This window comes from Porphyromonas bobii, from assembly GCF_943169685.1.
In the GTDB taxonomy this organism is placed as follows: Bacteria; Bacteroidota; Bacteroidia; order Bacteroidales; family Porphyromonadaceae; genus Porphyromonas; species Porphyromonas pasteri.
The window spans coordinates 215,392-233,217 of sequence record NZ_CALPBU010000002.1; the positions used below are offsets into that span (position 1 = coordinate 215,392).

13 protein-coding genes are annotated in these 17,826 nt (G+C 56.8%); 2 read left to right on the top strand and 11 right to left on the bottom strand.

The window, feature by feature from the left end; genetic code table 11:
- The first annotated feature begins 209 nt into the window (after nucleotides 1-209).
- Both KO088_RS03485 and KO088_RS03490 read left to right on the top strand, forming a co-directional pair.
- Nucleotides 210-878, top strand: a complete 669-nt coding sequence (locus KO088_RS03485) for a hypothetical protein (protein WP_215493588.1) — start codon at nucleotides 210-212, stop codon at nucleotides 876-878.
- An 805-nt stretch (nucleotides 879-1,683) separates the two neighbouring features.
- Complete coding sequence (locus KO088_RS03490; RefSeq protein ID WP_215493589.1) at nucleotides 1,684-3,417, top strand: phosphoenolpyruvate carboxykinase; 1,734 nt, start codon at nucleotides 1,684-1,686, stop codon at nucleotides 3,415-3,417.
- A 72-nt stretch (nucleotides 3,418-3,489) separates the two neighbouring features.
- Here the strand turns inward: KO088_RS03490 and KO088_RS03495 are convergent, their stop codons facing one another.
- From KO088_RS03495 to KO088_RS03540, 11 genes are all read right to left on the bottom strand, one after another.
- On the bottom strand, nucleotides 3,490-5,145 hold the full coding sequence (locus KO088_RS03495) for a ComEC/Rec2 family competence protein (protein ID WP_215493590.1): 1,656 nt from the start codon (nucleotides 5,143-5,145) through the stop codon (nucleotides 3,490-3,492).
- Nucleotides 5,093-5,761, bottom strand: coding sequence for a ribulose-phosphate 3-epimerase (gene rpe, locus KO088_RS03500; RefSeq protein WP_215493591.1), 669 nt, complete (start codon nucleotides 5,759-5,761; stop codon nucleotides 5,093-5,095). The genes KO088_RS03495 and rpe overlap by 53 nt, the downstream gene beginning before the upstream one ends.
- A 41-nt stretch (nucleotides 5,762-5,802) precedes the next feature.
- Nucleotides 5,803-5,931, bottom strand: coding sequence for a hypothetical protein (locus KO088_RS08870; RefSeq protein WP_255344659.1), 129 nt, complete (start codon nucleotides 5,929-5,931; stop codon nucleotides 5,803-5,805).
- Nucleotides 5,932-6,058: 127 nt separating this feature from the next.
- Nucleotides 6,059-7,036, bottom strand: coding sequence for an SPFH domain-containing protein (locus tag KO088_RS03505; protein WP_188807810.1), 978 nt, complete (start codon nucleotides 7,034-7,036; stop codon nucleotides 6,059-6,061).
- Nucleotides 7,037-7,059: 23 nt separating this feature from the next.
- On the bottom strand, nucleotides 7,060-7,512 hold the full coding sequence (locus KO088_RS03510; protein ID WP_215493592.1) for an NfeD family protein: 453 nt from the start codon (nucleotides 7,510-7,512) through the stop codon (nucleotides 7,060-7,062).
- Nucleotides 7,513-7,593: 81 nt separating this feature from the next.
- A complete protein-coding gene (locus KO088_RS03515) occupies nucleotides 7,594-10,521 on the bottom strand; it encodes a KAP family P-loop NTPase fold protein (RefSeq protein ID WP_215493593.1) in 2,928 nt (975 codons plus the stop codon).
- Between the two features lie 390 nt (nucleotides 10,522-10,911).
- Nucleotides 10,912-13,599 (bottom strand): type IX secretion system periplasmic lipoprotein PorW/SprE, encoded by a 2,688-nt coding sequence (gene porW / locus KO088_RS03520; protein WP_215493594.1) that lies wholly within the window; start codon nucleotides 13,597-13,599, stop codon nucleotides 10,912-10,914.
- Nucleotides 13,551-14,381: a metal ABC transporter permease gene (locus KO088_RS03525; protein ID WP_215493595.1), complete on the bottom strand. Its 831-nt coding sequence runs from the start codon at nucleotides 14,379-14,381 to the stop codon at nucleotides 13,551-13,553. The genes porW and KO088_RS03525 overlap by 49 nt, the downstream gene beginning before the upstream one ends.
- Before the next feature lie 26 nt (nucleotides 14,382-14,407).
- Nucleotides 14,408-14,878: a phospholipase gene (locus tag KO088_RS03530; protein ID WP_215493596.1), complete on the bottom strand. Its 471-nt coding sequence runs from the start codon at nucleotides 14,876-14,878 to the stop codon at nucleotides 14,408-14,410.
- A gap of 376 nt (nucleotides 14,879-15,254) precedes the next feature.
- Nucleotides 15,255-16,427 carry a porin gene (locus KO088_RS03535; protein ID WP_215493597.1) on the bottom strand — a complete coding sequence of 391 codons (1,173 nt, stop codon included), beginning with the start codon at nucleotides 16,425-16,427 and terminating at the stop codon, nucleotides 15,255-15,257.
- Nucleotides 16,428-16,466: 39 nt separating this feature from the next.
- Nucleotides 16,467-17,762, bottom strand: a complete 1,296-nt coding sequence (locus KO088_RS03540) for a histidine-type phosphatase (protein ID WP_215493598.1) — start codon at nucleotides 17,760-17,762, stop codon at nucleotides 16,467-16,469.
- Nucleotides 17,763-17,826: the final 64 nt, after the last annotated feature.

Sequence of the window (17,826 nt, forward strand, 5' to 3'; positions counted from 1 at the left end):
AGTTGCCTGTATCTGTTGCTTCAATTACCTTTGCTACACAAGATACATACGTATGCGTAGGCTCAGAGCCGTCATCGTGTGTATGCCGAGCAGAGGAAGTTACTCTGCTTCGCAGGTCGACAGGCTGCATACAGCCCCTTGCTGGTATCTCCCCCTTTCCCTGACTCCCTATCCGCATATATGATCTCCTCTCAATAATTAAATATCCTATGGACGAAATTCCCAAGATCACATCGGTGCTCACCGGAGGAGCGCTACCCGAGGGCTACAATCCCAAGGTGATCGAGAAGCTATCCAAGCGCTTTCAGAAGCTCAGTGAAGCGCGCGTCATCCGGAACTATCCCATTCGTCGCTTCTGCTATGACGAGAGCTTCTACAGCGTCTATGCCTTCCCTATCAAGGGTACCGAGATAGCCCAAGAAACGCTGCAGCAGATCAAGGCCACTGTTGCCACGCTTGATTATGGACCTATGCGCTACGACTCGATGATGGGTGCAGGCCCAGACTACTGGACGCTGGAGCCAGAGACGGGGAAGCACACCAAGGTATATGCCAAGGAGCCGACAGCCATCTCGATGATCAGCGATGCCTTCGATGGGGTCGTCATCTACACGCTCCCCGAATATGGGGTCTCTTACAAAAAGGCTGCACTGCGCCAGGATATCCCCTATGTCGTCTTTGGGAAGAAGGGCGAGCCTGACGGGTTCAAGCTACAGCCCATCACGCAAAGCGACCTCGGACTCCCCGCCTCTGAGATCACTTATGAGGGCCACACCCCAGACCCAGAGTCCCCAGAAAGTGCTCGCTATCAGTTCATATTCAAGGTCATCATAGCGATTGTACTCATCTGCTACCTCATCTATCGCTACCTACTCTAAGGTACTCGCCTAATCGGTAGAGCGACTCTATACAAACTCCACGTACAGGTACGCCTCTCCGACGATAGCCATATCGCCAGAGGGTCGTACCTACTTTTTTCTCGTCCCATACCCCTTTCCCCGAAGGGGTGGTGTGCACCTATATTGGTCGGCGGGTGAACCTATATATGGGTTATTGCTCTGCATAGGGATAAAAGTTGCGGACGAGTGGTAGAAAAGTTTTGGCTACGTACGTAGCTCTAATATCTACGTACGTGGATATTTGGATTGACGTACCTGGTCTTTAAGACTACGTGCATAGATAGAGAAAAGCCACTACGTGAAGGTGCTTTTTTCTTCACGAGAAGGACACTTTTCCCTCCGCAGGATAAGAGGAATACTCACGATAAGGCGAAGGGCTTGTGTATCACTTCGGAGAGGCATATCCCCCAGTGCTGGAGAGGGATGAGATGCTGCGGACAGCGATTTATCAGATGATATATCGCATCATTCCGTGAGAGAGAGCGGATCGGGTAAGAGGGCAGATACCTACTGCTCGGTATTTTGCTCTGGACGGGGGTAAAGGCTTGTATTTCTTCATCCTTCTGCGTACGTTTGCACTACACAAGCGAGCGTAATCCAGCACCGACCAGCGCCCCTATCTGCGGGGCTTCGTAGTGGTGCTACCCTTCCTCTTCTCTCACCCCTTCCTCCCTCCCCGCGACCAGCTTCGCAGAGAGCCTACGAGTAACCCTTGATTAAGGAACTTTATCTATATTTGTAGTGGTCCTACACGCCGTAGCTCCGCTCTAAACCAATCGAGAACATGTTACAGGAATTCACCCTCAACCGTGGTAGAGCGATCATCAACTTTACCTCGAAGTACTGCGATAACCGCCGTAAGATCCTTACCAGCTACGCCTATAGCCGGGTCGTCGAATCCTTCATCGCCCACCTACGCAGAGACAACCCCGTCATCTATGAGGCCTTCATCCAGGGCTTCCGCGATGAGGACGAGCTGATACGTGACTTCATGGAGGTCATCCGCCTACTGAGCGTCTGCAGCGTCGAAGAGATCCTCGAGGTAAACAATAAGTATGCCCCCTTCTTCAAGGACCGTGACCTCTTCCTCGAGGTCGTCGAGCTCCTCTATCACTACTGGCGCCGTATGGAGCGCATCGCCGTCGTCCACAACCAGCGTCAGGGAGATGGTGTGCAGAACGTCCGCTTCGTCCAGGCTTATGAGCTCTTCAACGAGCTGATCCTCTCGATCTACCGCCGCACGAAGGAGGTCGTCAATGGCTTCGCAAGTAAGGTCTACCGCCAGACGACTGCTGGAGCCAACGCTGGGCTCATCCTCATGGATGCCCCTTGGAACTACCCTATGGAGTATAAGGGCCTCTCGGCGATCCCCTTCATCAACTCCATCGTCATCAACCCTCCCTACGTCACCTACACAAAGAAGAATACGCGCGACGGCATCTTCCGCGAGCATACGCTGAATCCCGTAGCGAACATGATCCTCAACGAGGACGAATGGTTCCTATACCCCGCTAAGGTCGGTGACCTCCTGGCCTTCGTCTACTTCCACAAGGACTTCATGTGTCATGGCCTTGGGCTGGCCAACCTCTTCGAGCTGGCGCAGGAAGATGAGTATATCGGTAAGAAGCCAGATATGATCTATATCTTCGGCTATCCCGATGGGCACGAGGAGAAGCGCACCTTCTACTACAAGGACAAGAAGAATGATATCCTCATCGGCTACGCCAACTACTGCGATGAGATCGACTACTTCGGATATATGAAGAAGATGCTCCTCACGCTGCACAACCTCAAGCAGATGAGCCGTGGCAACCTCCCCATCCACGGGGCTATGGTCAATATCATCCTGAAGAATGGCCGTGAGGCAAACATCATCATCATGGGTGACAGCGGTGCTGGGAAGAGCGAAAGCCTCGAAGCCTTCCGCACGCTCAACGAGAAGTACATCCGCCATATGCGCGTCATCTTCGACGACATGGGTTACCTCCGTCTCGGCGATGACGGCGTGGTGCGTGCCTACGGTACGGAGATCGGTGCCTTCGTCCGCACCGACGACCTCGATCCTACCTATGCCTTCAGCCAGCTGGATCGCGGGATCTACACGAACCCCGATAAGGTCAATGCCCGCGTGACCATCCCCATCTCGACGTACGAGCTGATCTCAAAGGGCTTCCCCGTCGACTATTTCCTCTACGCCAATAACTACGAGGATGTAGAGAAGAAGATCTCCCTCTTCAGCGATATGGAGGAGGCTATCAAGGTCTTCGAAGCTGGTGCACGCCGCGCCAAGGGGACGACGACCGAGCAAGGTCTGGTCACCTCGTACTTCGCCAACCCCTTCGGCCCTGTGCAGGAGCCGGAGCTGGCAGGTCAGCTGATTCGCCAGTTCTTCGCCTCACTCTTTGAGCACCACGTCAAGGTCGGGGAGATGCATACCGGTCTGGCTGTCGAAGGCCACTCAAAGACCGGTCCTCGCGCTGCTGCCGAAGAGCTCTTCAGTATGATCAACGAGGACTAAGGCGCTCCGCCCTACCTCCTAATACATACGCCCCCGCAGACCGACGATGTGTCTGCGGGGGCGTATGCTTTATCAGTAGGCCAATGCGGGGAGCTCTTCCCGATGGAGACGGTAGCCGAAGACCGTGAGGGCAAGGAGGATATAATAGAGGAGGAGTGCACCGAGCGCCAGCGGATAGTGGAGCATAAGCGCTGGGATCCCTTCGGCAAGCACGACGCCCTCCCGCATCAGCCCTGCACCCCATTCCAGTGGGGCAAGGAGTCCGCTCGGTGCTGTCCCGATGAGAGGGAGAAGGAGGAAGATAAGGAGGCTCGTAGGGATGAGGAGCGCCGAGAGTGGTACGACAAGGAGCGTCGTCCAGAGGAAGGCCAGCGAACTCTCACCGAAGAGATAGAGGCTCAGCGGTAGGAGGAGGGGCTGGACGGCGAGCGTCATCGCAAGGAGCGCCCACAGATAGCGTAGGAGGGGTTGGCGTAGCTCGCCAAGTAGTCCCTCAATGGGGCGGTAGAAGAGACGTATGCTGATGATCGCAAGATAGGTCATGAGGAAGCTCGCACTGAAGAGGCTCGTCGGGGCGTAGAGGAGCTGAAGGAGGGCGGGCAGGGTGAAGACCTCGAGGAGGCAGACGGGGCGACGCAGGAGGCGGAAGCCAAGATACATCGTGAGCATACCCGCAGCACGGAGGGTAGGGATGCTCGCTCCCGTGAGGAGGGTGAAGGCCCATGCAGCAGCGAGGAGTAGGGCGCATCGCAGTCTGTCTCTCCGCCTTACGTAGGGTATGTATCGTAGAAGTAAGGTCAGTGCCCCGATGACGACGGCTAAGTGGAAGCCACTCACGGCTAAGAGATGCGCTACACCGCCCCGCACGAAGCTCGCACTGACTTCCCTACCGAGTGCATCGTGACGCTTCTCACCGAGTGCCATCGCGATGAGGAGATGCTGGGCATAGGGGCTGAGTGCGCTCGCTCGGATATGTGCGGTAAGTCCATCTCGGAGCCTGCGGGCATAGCGTGTAGGGGCGTGGAGAAGGAGCGTACTGCTGGGTGTCGGCTGGTGGGCGAGGATGTGGGCACGGCCAAGGGCAGTCACGCCTTCGCTCAGGAGGTAGCGGGCATAGCCCTCCCGCTCGGCGGGTAGCTCACGGACATAGCTTAGCCTGTCAAGACTGAGGGTAAGGGTATCGCCCACCCGAATAGACACGCTGTCAGGGCGCCTGCAGGTGAGCTGGAGGAGCGCGGTGAGGATATTGCCTTCGGCTAAAAGGCGGATGCGCAGGCGGAGCGTGGTGTCCTGGACTTCCTCCTCTTCGGTGAGGACGGCGCGCAGGGACGTGTGGAGTGGTAGCCTCACCTCGGTGATCGCCTCGACGCTGTGAGCGTAGTAGAGGCGTGCTATGAGAAGCAGTAGGAGCGTGAGCCCGAGACGGAGCGCACGGGTGCGCCCTACTTGCGCTACATAGTGGCTGAGGCGTGTGCCTTCGGCGAAGGAGACGAGCGCCCCATAAAGGAAAGCTCCTCCCCCACAGAGGGCCAAGCCGAGGCTCAGCGCTCTATGGGGGAGGAGCTCTGTGGAGAGATAGCCGAGGAGGAGGATACCGAGGGCGAGGGTGGTGTAGCTACGGCTCACGGCCGTGACCACCGAGGCGACGAGTCCCCGCTCGTAGCTTAGACGAAGCCTATGGACGAGAGAGTGCCTTGAGGCTACGGATAGCGGCCTTGGGGTCTTCATGCGAGAAGACATAGCTCCCTGCCACGAGGACGTCGGCGCCAGCCTCTACGAGGGCGGCACCCGTCGAGGCGTTCACTCCGCCGTCGACTTCGATGAGGGTAGAGAGTCCGCGCTCATCGATCATACGACGCAGGCGCTGGACCTTGTCGATCGTCTGAGGGATGAACTTCTGACCGCCGAAGCCGGGGTTGACACTCATCAGGAGGACCATATCGAGGTCAGCGAGCACGTCGACGAGGAGCTCTACAGGTACGTGAGGATTGAGGGTCACTGCGGCCTTCATCCCTGCGTCCTTGATCGCGCCGATGGAGCGGTGCAGGTGTGGGCTGACTTCGTAGTGGACGTTCATCGTATCGACCTTCAGAGCTGCCAGCTCGCGGACGAACTTCATCGGCTCTACGATCATCAGATGCACATCCAGCGGCTTCTCAATGATGGGGCGGATGGCCTCAAGGATGGGGAACCCGAAGGAAATATTGGGCACGAAGACGCCATCCATGACGTCGATGTGGAGCCAGTCGGCCTCGCTCTGGTTGATGAGGCGCACGTCATCCTCTAGGCGAAGGAAGTTCGCCGAGAGGAGCGAAGGCGATACGATCGCCTGCTTCTTGCTCATGAGTCTGGAGTGAAAGGGGGGGGTGAGGGAAGGGAGGTGGTTTAGAAGAGCGCAGCTAAGAGGCGCAGCTGACGAAGCGTCTCTTGGTGCCGAGGCTGTGTGCGCTCGAAGACTGTACGGGCAATAAGATTGAGTTTTTCTTTGTCAGTACGGGGGTAGGCTTGTTGCATAAGCAGTTTGGGATAATGAATGAATAATGGATGCCCTGGGGTAACACCACGCTGGAGCGTACCCCAGGGCATAGATATAACGTAGTGTCCTCGAGGTCTATTATCCCCCGATGGACGTCTGAGAGAGTTACTTGAGGAGCTCCTTGATACCGCCGAGCGAGGAGAGTACGCCGGAGGCTTCGTAGGGGAGGTAGACGGTCTTGTTGTCCTGCCCAGAGGTCATCTCCTTGAGGGTCTCGAGGTAGCGGACAGCGATGAGGTACTGGGCGGGGTTGGCACCTGAGCCTTCGACAGCTTGAGCGATCTTGCGGATGGCCTGAGCTTCGGCTTCGGCAGTGAGGAGCTTGGCTTCGGCCTCGGCCTTAGCGTGGAGCACCTGAGCTTGGCGTTCCCCTTCTGCGTGGTTGATCGCCTGCTGCATACGCCCTTCGGACTCGCGGATTGTGGCTTCCTTCTGCCCTTCGGCATTGAGGATCTGTGCGCGCTTGTCACGCTCGGCACGCATCTGCTTCTCCATGGCGTCACGGATGTCGCGGGGAGGGTTGATATCCTGCAGCTCGACGCGGTTGACCTTCACACCCCACTTGTTCGTAGCCTCGTCGAGGATGATGCGGAGCTTGTTGTTGATCGTGTCGCGGCTGGTGAGCGTCTCGTCCAGGTCCATTTCCCCGATGATGTTACGCAGGCTCGTCTGGGTGAGCTTCTCGATAGCGTCGGGGAGGTTCTGGATCTCATACATCGCACGCATGGGGTCTACGATCTGGAAGTAGAGGATCGCGTTGATCTCGGTGACGACGTTATCCTTCGTGATGACGCTCTGGCGGGGGAAGTCATAGACGGTCTCACGCAGGTCGATATTCGTGATCTCGGTGAAGCGCACGAGGGTCTGCCCGTTGGCTCCTGGCAGCGTGTAGCGCCAGCGCATAGGACGTGGACGGTCGATGAAGGGGATGATGATGTTCACCCCAGAGGACAGCGTGCGGTAGTAGCGGCCGAGTCGCTCGATGATGACCGTCTGAGACTGCTGGACGATGCACAGCCCCTGGTAGATGGTGACGATAGCCAGGACACCGATGACGATGGGGATAATGAACTCAATAGGCATGGTAGAGGAGAGAATGAAGGTGATTATTGAATAGGCTCGACCTGAAGGACGAGGCTGGTATAGCCAGTGATACGGACTTCGCTCCCTGCGGGGAGGTCGTGGGCGACGGAGGAGATAGCGCGCCAGCTATCGCCGTCGACAGCGACGCGGCCACCACCATCACCTACCTTGATGGCTTCGCTCACGAAGGCCTTGCGGCCGATGAGGGCATCCATACCCGTCTTGGTGTCGCGGGCAGCGAACCAGCGTGCCATCAGGGGCTTCAGAAGCCACAGGGCAAGGAGGCTACCGACGCCGAAGAAGATCGCTTGGATGAGCCAGCTTCCGCCGAAGAGCGCTGGGATAATAGCCAGAAGGGCCCCCACGCCAAAGCAGGCCAAGATGAAGCCTGGCGTGATGACCTCAAGGGCGAAGAGTATGAGTGCGGCGACGAGCCACAGCTGCCATACTGGAAGGAGGGAGATGAATTCGGGCATAATCGATTCGGTCCTTAGTAAGAGAGGTGTTGTAGCAAAGTTAGCCAAACTTCCCTACTATTCCTACTTGCTCCAGACGAATCAATACACCTCTGTTGATTCATCCTCGGGGTAGTTTCTAGGCTTACAGTCCTCATTTCGGAAAAGGGATTCCCGTCCCTTGGGTTCAATATGATTAAAGCGAAACCCTACAACCACAGGATCTTCGTCTTCATTATAAAACTGAGCCCTATCCTTATTCTCGATCCACCTCTTGAGAAATTCCTGAAACTCCTTAATCACTGGTGATGAATCACCATCTTGCCGATTGATGAAGTCGCAAAAGGACTCGTTCTCAAAGGTCTCGTCGGGGTATATACCCCAGATAGGTTCAGGTAAGAGAAGCGTATAGACGTTCTTTTGGGGAGGGCGGAGTGGAGCTATGTATGGAGCTATGAAGTAAGGGATTACCGCCTCTAAGTTCTCTTGGATAGCCTGTTTCATCTCCTTATCCATTTCGGGGTGACGTACCACGGGTTTCAGTTGCGATTCCCCCCATCTATTCTGTAGCCCCGTGGGTTCAAAGGTTCGACACTCACGCCACAAGATATAACAGAATCCAGGATGGGTGGATTTGTTTTCTCTGAGGTACTTTAAGAATAGTTCTTCTTTAGTAGCATTAAGTTCTGCTGAAGAAAAATAGAGTGCCCCTTTATCCTCTCCTGTATATCGATCTTGTTCGGGTGGCTCGCTATATCGAATGGCCATTATGAGATAGAGAAGAACGCCAAGTCGGATATCTGGCCTTGCAAAAATTTCCTTCTGTTTCTCTTTCCTCTCCCCTTCTGGCATGTATTTATTGAGCGCATGTATAGCATCGTCAATATCTATTCTTGTAACGAGTGCCAAACTTTTAGACGCTATATAAAAGAGTGTAGATAGAATCTTTTCCCCCTTCTCCTTGGAATCAATATTCACTTGTTTGACCTTGCGATATAAGCTCTGCTCCTGCATTTGATTAAACTTTAGATCAGCATATCGCAGAACCTTCTCAATAGATTGAGATATACCTATCTGAAACTCATGATCATCAATCTCGACGGCGCGTAAAGTCCCGTAGAAGTATATTCCTATGTAGTCGCCATGATTAGCCTGTCGTGGCTTTGCATCTCGATCTCCTCCCCAAAGAGTTACTAGAAGCTCCATAACTAAACCAACATGCTTGATCTGAAGATCCTTATGATGTTCAGAGATGTACTTGCTAAAATTAATTCTATCTCCATATATTGGATGATCTGATAGCGCCTCTTGCATCCAGCTACTTTTATCTCCCTTTGAGTCATTTGTCCTAATTGCTCGTTTGTTCTCTAGAATATCAAACACTCGGCTATAATTCTCTCTTAAGAAGTCAAATAATCTAGGATATTGGATACGTATCAGTTCGATAATGAACCAGTCGAAGAGAGCAACATTGCTCTCTAGCTCCTTACGACGTGATGATAGGGTATTGCAGATCCGCTTAATTACTCGGAGAGTGGGGAGATGGTGGCTAAGCTGCAACCCCGAGTTTTTAATATCTCTCCAGAGGTCACCATATCCAATTCTCTTAAGCTCTAGTCTAAGAGCCTCCTCTAGTTGCTCGGGAGTAATCTTCGCTAGGGGATATTCCTCCTGCAGGATCTTCTCCATGTAGCGGTAGGTATGTGCGTCGAACTTGTTTTGGAGCTGGGAGGCAACATACTCCTTATCATAAGTTAGGATATAGCTCATGTTAGGGAAGGATAAAGAGCTATTCCGTATCAAGCTAAAGAGTTCGATTAGCTCTTCTCCATCAAGGCGGTCTACATCATCGATGAAGATCATTATCTTCCTCCCGAGCTTACCGATCTCTTTCTTCAAGAACTCGTACTGCTCACTTGTACTCTTTGCTTTGAAGCCTTGAGGTAAGAGACGCGCTCCAAGCTGTATCCAAGCACTGTCATCCTTATCTAAGATATGATCTACATAGCGTGTGAAGCCTGAGGCTAATGCTGAGTTGTAGGGGGCTAACGTACGGCTGAGTTCCTCGAAGAAGATCTGTGTCAGATTGGGGGCCTTGCGGTACATCCAAGGGTTGAACTCTATGAGGATTATCTCACTGCAGTGGTTATCTCTAAGGTACTGCTGCATAGCAAGCATGAAAGAGGTCTTCCCTGCTCCCCAAGGTGCAGTGAGCCCCAGCGTAAATGCAGCCTTTGAAGTATCTGTATGGAAGATCTTCTCTGTTAAATTCTCTGCTTCCTTTCTTCGCCCTAACAGATCGTTATCCTTATATGTGCAAGGGTATTCGACTTCAAATCCACGTATAGAGTTATCCACTCCCTCTTGCTTGGGTTTTGTGCGATGCCGATGCGACCACCACACTACAACTGCCATACAGCCCCCGCAGAAAGGAAGGAGGTCTACGTAGCATATGCCAGGTATTTGAGTTGGAGTAGCTACGTAGTCTGCGACTCCAATAAAACGATAGTATGCCCAGCCCACAAGTAGGACGACAGTCCCAAAGAGCACGCCTTTACTAATGACATCCTTTTGCTTGGGTTTTGTGCGCTTCCAATGTGACCACCCCATAACCAATGCCACACAGCTCCCCAAGATAGGAAGGAGGTCTACATAGCAAACCCCTGGTATGGGGGTTGGAGTAGCTACGTAGTCTTCGACTCCAATAAACCGATAGTATGCCCAGCCCAGAAATAGGAAGGCAGTCCAAGCACGCACGCCTTCACTAATGACATATCTCCTCCGACAAAGGACATAGGTATAGGTTAGTGCAGTCACAATTATCCCACACCATACGATGAAGCTCCCCCAGCTGGGCGCAAAAGACTGTAGGAGTGCTACGAACTTACTCTCAAAGGTGGGATGAAAGAAGATGTAGAGGATAACTAAGGCAAGGAGTCGCCACCGTCGCTGTAGGTAGGCAAATAGCCTGTCTATGACTTGGTTAATCTTTGTTTTTGGGGAGTAAGAGGGCGTAGAGTTTGAGTCCATAGGCATGGGATTTATCCGCTGGAGGGGCGGGCGATGAGGGGTATTATGTGGGGTAAAATTAGCGAATAATCAGCTTTCTGGATATAGGTGAAGCTTCTTTGCTTTCGCGGAGGAGGAGGGGGAAGGAAGGGCGGTCGGGAGGCGAAAATGGAGGGTGTGTAAGTGCTTATTGTAGAGCGAGGTGGGAGGAGGCGTGGAGGAGGGGGATTGCGACCAGTACTGGTCAGCGATCGAACCAGTACTAGTCACCCATAGGAAGCAGTACTGGTCACCGCGCGAAGTAGTACTGGTCAGACGAGTGACCAGTACTGGTTGATTTTGGGTGGGCGCAGGCCTTCCGCCTCGCACCGTGAGGGGAGCGGGGAAGAGGTGTGGGGAAAAGGTGGGGGATTATTCGCCGAGGAAGGCGCGGTAGTCGGCGAGGGTCTCGCGGGTGAGGAGGGGGCGGTTGGTCGTGCTGAGGGGAAGGAGGAGCGAGCCTTCGGGGAGGGCGGGAAGGAGCCCCGTCGCAGAGGTAGCGCGCTCACGGAAGGTCTTGAGGTCGCTCGCTGTGGGGAAGCCTTCGATAAGGTAGCCCTTGAGCCCCGTCTCCGTGGGGAGCGGGCTGACCTGGAGCGTCCACTGCGTGAAGTGCGAATAGACGAAACTCATCAGCGCGAAGTACACCTCGTGGCGCGGTAGGCTCCCCTCGGGGTAGAGGAGCACGAGGCTGACGACTTCTCCCGCTGCGGTTGGGGCGAAGGTCGTGGCAGGCCCTTCGGTCTCGCTTATCCCCTCGGTGCTACCCGTCACGGGGTGAGTGAGGAGGGGCGGAGTGGTGAGGGGGCGCCCCGCACGTAGGGCGGCGAGCAGGCTCGAAGCGTAGGGCATCAGCGGGGTCTCGGGATAGCGCTGGACGAAGTCCTCCAGGCGCTTGCGTAGCTGGGCCTCTTGTCCTGCCTGCACCTCGGTGAGGGCGGTGAGGAGGAGTGCCTTCGGGCGCAGGTCTTCGTCGTGGTAGGGGAGGGCATCCAGCTCGGTGAGGTACTCGTGTGCGCGGCTGACATCGCCCGTGCGGTAGGCCTTGTAGGCGGCATCATACAGCTCGGTGGAGCGGTTGGCAAGCCTTTGGAGGGAGTGTCTGAGCTCGGGCGAATGGAGGAGCTTCGCACGGGGAGAGTTGGGGAAGAGACGTAGGTATTCCCTGCGTAAGGCTTCGGCTTCGGCATCACGCCCCTGTCGGAGGGCGAGGAGGATCTGACGGTAGGCGACTTCTTCTCGTTCGGCGAAGTGGGGGAAGTCCCTAAGGAGGCGCGTGTAGAGGGCACCCACCTCATCGAGGCGCTGGAGCGGGTCGTCGAGGACGGATGCCATATGGAAGAGGGCGCTGGCGAGGGTGTCCGTCAGCGCTTCGCGTGCCTTGGGGGTGAGGGGAAGGGCACGGAGGTAGGCTTCACGGCTTCGGCCTCTATCGGGTGAAGTGGCATCGGAGGCGCCTGCCTCCTCGGGAGTGGTTGGGGCTACGGGCGCGGCATCGAGGGCGCGCAGACTGCGGTTCCAGTCGTCGGTGAGCGGACGACTCCCCCAGCGCTGGCGGAAGGCGATACGGCCGAGAGCGATCTGCTGAGGGTCGTCGAAGTAGAAGCCCGCGGAGGTGCTTCGTGGGGTCGTGGTCGGTTCGTCGAAGGGCGAGCGAGCGGCATCACCGAGATCGTGCACCTTCTCCTCCGAGGCTTCGGCACGAGCGATGAGGCTATCGATGTGGCGCTCCAGCTGGTCGGTGGGGAGAGCGGCAAGGCGAAGGAGGCTGTCGGCACGATGGGCGGTGCGTGCGTGAGGGGCGAGGAGGCGAAGTCCGGGTAGGAGTCGCTCCACCGTAGCGTAGTGGGGGTGCTGGCGCTGGATGAGGGGGAAGGCCTTCTCGAGGGCTTCGGCGGACTCTATGTAGCGCTGGTCTTCGAGCGCCAGCAGGCCTAAGCGGGTGTAGGCTTCGGCAGCAGCGCCTCGCAAGGTCTGTGCCGAGTCGATGCTCTGACGGAGGGCGGTGCGGGCGGCTTCGCGCTGGTCGGAGGCCAGGAGCGCTTCGGCCAGAGCGAGGTAGATGGCGGAGCGGTGGGGGGCGTAGCGGCGTAGACGTGCCAGACGCTGCAGGCGATGGATGCCCGCCTCGCTCTCGGTAGTGAGCGCAAGAGTGCGGAGCTGGGCGGCGAGCTCAAGGGCGGGCTGGGGGCTTGTGCGCTCCGCACGGGCAAAAGCCGCCTTTGCGGCCTCGCGTGCGCCCTGAGCCTCGAGGATCTGTCCGATGAGGAAGGAGAGGCGGGCACGCTGTAGGGCGGTCTTCTCCGAGTGAGCGAGGGCGGTGAGGTGTGTGAGAGCGGTGGAGTCTTCTCCACGGGCAAGGGCAAGTTCGGCCGCTGCGGTATGGTAGAGTAGGGGTGCTTGGCGGAGGACTTCTCCCTCACGACGGGTGGCTTGCTGTAGCTCCTCCTCGGCATCGAAGAGCTCGCCACGCAGGGTGTAGAGACGGCAGAGGTAGAGGCGGGCGATGTCGCCGACCTCAGGCTCGGTAGCGTAGCGTCGGAGGATGTCGGTGAGGGTGGTGTGTGCTGCGGGGAGGTCGCCGCCATAGAGCTGACTGCGGGCGATGAGGAGCCACGCCTCGGCGAGGGCGGGATTGTACTCGGTCTTCTCCTGCATACGCACGGCACGAGGGTCTTGCCTCCAGTGGGCAGGGCGAGCGGGCTTGCGGGAGATGCTATGCTCTTCGATGGCCTTGGTGGCCTTCTCTATGGTGCGGGTGAAGCGGGGAGCAGCGCCGGGTGTCGTGGCGCGAGCGAGTACGGGATCGACTGGCAGACGGAGCGTGTAGTCGTCGGTCGTGCCATCGAGTGCGGTCTGGTAGGTGGTCTGGTACGCCTCGCGAGCATTGTAGAGGACGTTGTAGCGCGTGACGAAGGCCTGCCACGTGCGGGAGCTCGCGGTATTCACGCGTCGGGAGCAGGCCCCGAGGAGCGCAAGGAGAAGGAGAAGGGAGCCGAGTGCGCGGGGGCTTAGCCTCGGGCGTGCTGGGCTCTGCGTCGTGTGATGGCGCTGAGACATTTGCCGAGGGCAAGGAAGAGGAAGAGCAGGAGGATGATCAGCACACCCGAGGGGACGCTGATGAGGTAATAGCTTAGGAGCAGGCCGCCGACGTTGGCGATGAGGCAGAGGACGATGGAGCCGCAGATGATCTTGCGGAAGTCCGCCGTGAAGAGCCCGATAGTCGTCTGGGGAAGGGTCAGGAGGGAGAGGAGGAGCATGATACCCACCGAGCGGATCGTCAGCACGAGGCTCACGGCCACGAGGATGAGTAGTCCACGCTCCCACAGCCCGACATTCATGCCACGCACACGGGCGAAGTCTCGGTCGAAGGCGGTATAGAGTATCTGTCGGTAGCCGACGCTGAAGAGTGCTATCAAGAGTACGGCAAGGAGGGCGAGCGCGATGAGGTCGCCCGCCGTGACGAGCAGGATATTGCCGAAGAGATAGGCGGGGAGGCTGGTGGCGTAGCCAGGGGTGAGGGTCATGAAGAGCACGCCGAGGGCCATGCCGAGTGCCCAGATGCTGGCGATGGCAGAGTCCTCACGGATGCCTTCGGTACGGCTGAGCTTGCCGATAGAGAAGGCGGCGAGGATGGCTGCACCCGCAGCAGAGAGGATGGGATTGATGCCGAGGTAGATGCCGAGCCCTATCCCACCGAAGGAGGCGTGCGTGATACCGCCACTGACGAAGACGATGCGTCGCACGACGATATATGCGCCCACGATACCGCAGACGATGGCGGTAAGGAGGGACGCCGCAAGGGCGTTTTGGAAGAACTGATAGGCGAAGATACTCGGCATAGTGTCGAGGTCGGTGCGCTGGGGACTTAGGCTGCGGGGCTGGGCTCGTGACGGCCGACGATGGCGTGGTAGTCGCGGTTCTCCCCGACGATGAGGTAGAGCTCGGGGCGGAGCGTCTCGGGGAACTCAACGCCACGCAGCTGGAGGCTACGCACCCAGGCGGGTACTTCGTCGGCATCGAGCGTGAGGAGGACGTCGCGGAACTCCTCGACTTCGCTCTCCTTGTAGGCGCTGGCACTGCGACCCTTGAAGCGGTCCAGCTCCTCGTCATCAAAGTACTCAATGCGCTGGCTGACGGCAGCCAGCAGGCTATCGGTCTCGCAGGTCAGGTGGTTGCCGCAGCAGCCCTCTCCGTGGGGTAGCTCCTGAGGCTCAGGCTCGATGACCTCGCCACGGGCGATGCGTCGGGCCTTGAGGTACGACTGTATGGTGGCTGCGAGAGCAGCGATGGCGCCGAGGACGGCGAGAGCGATGACTATGACGAGGATACTTCCCATTTGAGAGCTAAATCAAATCTATTTGTGAGTAAACTATGCTTAAGCATAAGTATATCTATGCAAAGATAGTTCATTCGTGAGGACTGAGCCTCCGTGGGGAGGGGTGGTATGAACCTATATGGGTCGGTGGGCTGACCTATATAGAATCACGCTGCGACCTATATAGGTCGTCGTCACGACCAATATAGGTCAGCCCGCTGACCAATATAGATCGCAGAATCGTCGTCACGCCAATGCGTACTCCATAGGCGATGAGAGCTTGGCGTGAAGCCCTGTAGATGGGGGCTATACTCCTATGGGAGAGAAAGAGAGCGGGGCGGAGCAACTGAGTCGTTGCCCCGCCCCGCTGCGGTATCGAGTGTAGTCGGCTACGCGCTTAGAACATATACTGCACGCGGAGCTGCAGTGCGTTGACCTTCTTCGTGTCAGCCTGCCCCCACTGCTTGACCTGCATGTGGTGGTAGTTCAGACGCAGTGCGACGTACTTATTCCAGTAGTAGGAGAGCCCAGCGCTGTAGTCGGTCATCTTACCTGCACCTGCCATACCTGCGATGTTTGAGTTCGTCAGCGCATTGTTGTCGGTGAGGTCGAGGAAGCCGTAGCCGAGCATCAGCTCGAGGTTGCCAGAGTTAGGAGAGTCGACCCCCGAGGTGACGTAGTTGTACTTATAGTCTACGGGGTTGATGATCATCCCACGGGCAGAGACGTAGAAGCCCTTGGTGTCGTAGGCATTGCCTCCGACGCGGTTCACGTGCGACCAGTAGTACTGGCTGCTGACCTGGACGTTGTGGAAGATCCCCTGGAACTCGGCTGTGAACTTATTCTCCCATCGGGCATCCGTCAGGTCGAGCGACATCGCGTTGCGCTTGTCGACGGCGGTGAGGTACTTCTTCGAGTAGGCGATGTGCGAGCCACCCTTGAGGTCGGACTCGGACTTCACGTGCATACCGCTGAAGCCGATGTGGAAGCCAGCCCCCTCGGTCAGCACGGGGCGCCAGACAAGACGCCCCGCTACGGTGTAGCCCTGTGCACCCTTGTCGGTGCTGGTGGTGAGAGCGGAGTTGTCAGCGAAGGCACCATACTGCCACCAGATGTGGTCGTTGGAGATGGTATGCATGATACCGATACGACGACCTGGCTGGTAGACGTTTGCCTCGGGCTCATCGAGGTACTCCTTGCTGGCAGAGCTGTAGGCCGAGGAGAGACCGAAGGGCACGGTGTAGTGGCCGGCGCGGATGAAGTTATTCTTGTTGAAGCTGTACTGCAGGTAGACGTCCTTGAGGGAGACCTTGTTGTTCGTGAAGGAAGCATCTCCACGGAAGTACCAGTTGTCGCCATAGTAAGCCTTGAAGCCGATACGCATATCGCGGATACCGATCCCATCATTCATCGTACCGTCCTGCGTCTTGGCAGCTTCATTCTGCGAGTAGGTCGCAGCGTCGAAGAGGGCACGACCCGTGACCTTGACCTCAACTTTTTCCTGTGCATTTGCCGCAGTCAGGGCAGAGAGCGAAGTGACTGCGATGAGAAGACTATGCTTGATATTCATGTGTTAGTAACTTCTTGCTTAGGATGAATAGAGTAGGTCTTAGAGAGTGTCCTCGATCTTGTCGTAGGCGCGGATAGCCTGGAGGAAGCGGGCATTGACATCGCTCATCAGGTAGAGACCGTCAGCGTTGCGCTTGAGCCCCTTGAGCTGGAGTGGGTAGACCATCGGGGGATTCTGCAGGTTGAGCTGCTCGATGCCACGTAGCTGCTTGGTCGTCTGGTAGACGATGTTGATGTCGCAGTAGAGCTTGCCGTCCTTGCCTTCGTACTTCTCGATGACGACCTTGCTACCGATAGGGGTCTTCTTCTCGATGGAGTTGGGGAGCTCGTAGGGCTCTACGTCGAGGGCTGCCGTGACGGAAGCGATGTTAGAGTCGTGCCCGCAGAGGAAGGAGAACTTACGGCCCTTGGCGTTCAGCTCATCATACATATAGGTAAGGAGAGGGTGGGCGACGTTGACAGCGACGATGGGTGCAGCGAAGAGCACGTCACCGTAGACGTCCTTGATACGTGCGATCTGTGTCCAGTCCTCGAGAGTAAGGTCGTGACCGAAGGCCGCCTTCTTCTCATCGGGCTCTTCATAGTACTGGAGGATGAAGGCGTCGGAGCAGGTGTTAGCGTCCTTGAGTGAGCCCTTCATGCGGGGCTCTTCGCCACGCTCGAGGAGGATCTCGGTGTTGTAGTTGTCGAAGGCGCAGAGCTTACCTTCCTTGCAGGCGGGGGAGTCCTTGAGGTCGAGGGTAGAGGCCGTGATCTCGTAGGCCTTCTTAAGGTCCTCGTTGATACCGCGGATGCCGCGCTTACCGCCCATAGCAGCGATCTGCTTGAGTGCTTCCTTCTTGAAGGACTCACTGATCTTCGTCAGGCGGGGGAAGAAGACGGGGTCCATCTTGCTGGGGACGTAGCGGTGGTTGACCTGGATGTCTGCTACGGGGAGGAAGGCGGTGGTGAAGTAGCGTGCAGTGGCGATACAGCGCTGCATGCTATTAGCGTAGATGTTTACTTCGTCTTTCGTGGGGTTTGCGTTTTCCTTGAAGAGGCCTGCGTCGACGGCCCATTTACGGAAGTAGAGGCCGAACTGATTTTCCAGTGCGCCACCTCGTGAGGTGAGTTCGCTTGCGCCAGCGGTCCATGCGAACCAGGGGTGCGTGGTGACCTTCTCGAGAAGGCTTCCCTTGGTGGAGAGTGGGGCGCGGATGTTGTGACGGCTCAGGATGACCGCCTCAGAGAGCGTGTACTTGTCCTTGAATTCTTGACTTCTCTGCTTCTGAGCAAAGAGGGAGGGCGCGACCGCGAGTAGCAAAAGTAGCGCCACTGAGTGTTTGAACTGTCTCATGTGATATGATATAAATAAGTCCTCTTCGCGAGGATGTGACCGGATGCACCTGTAGTAGCTCTGC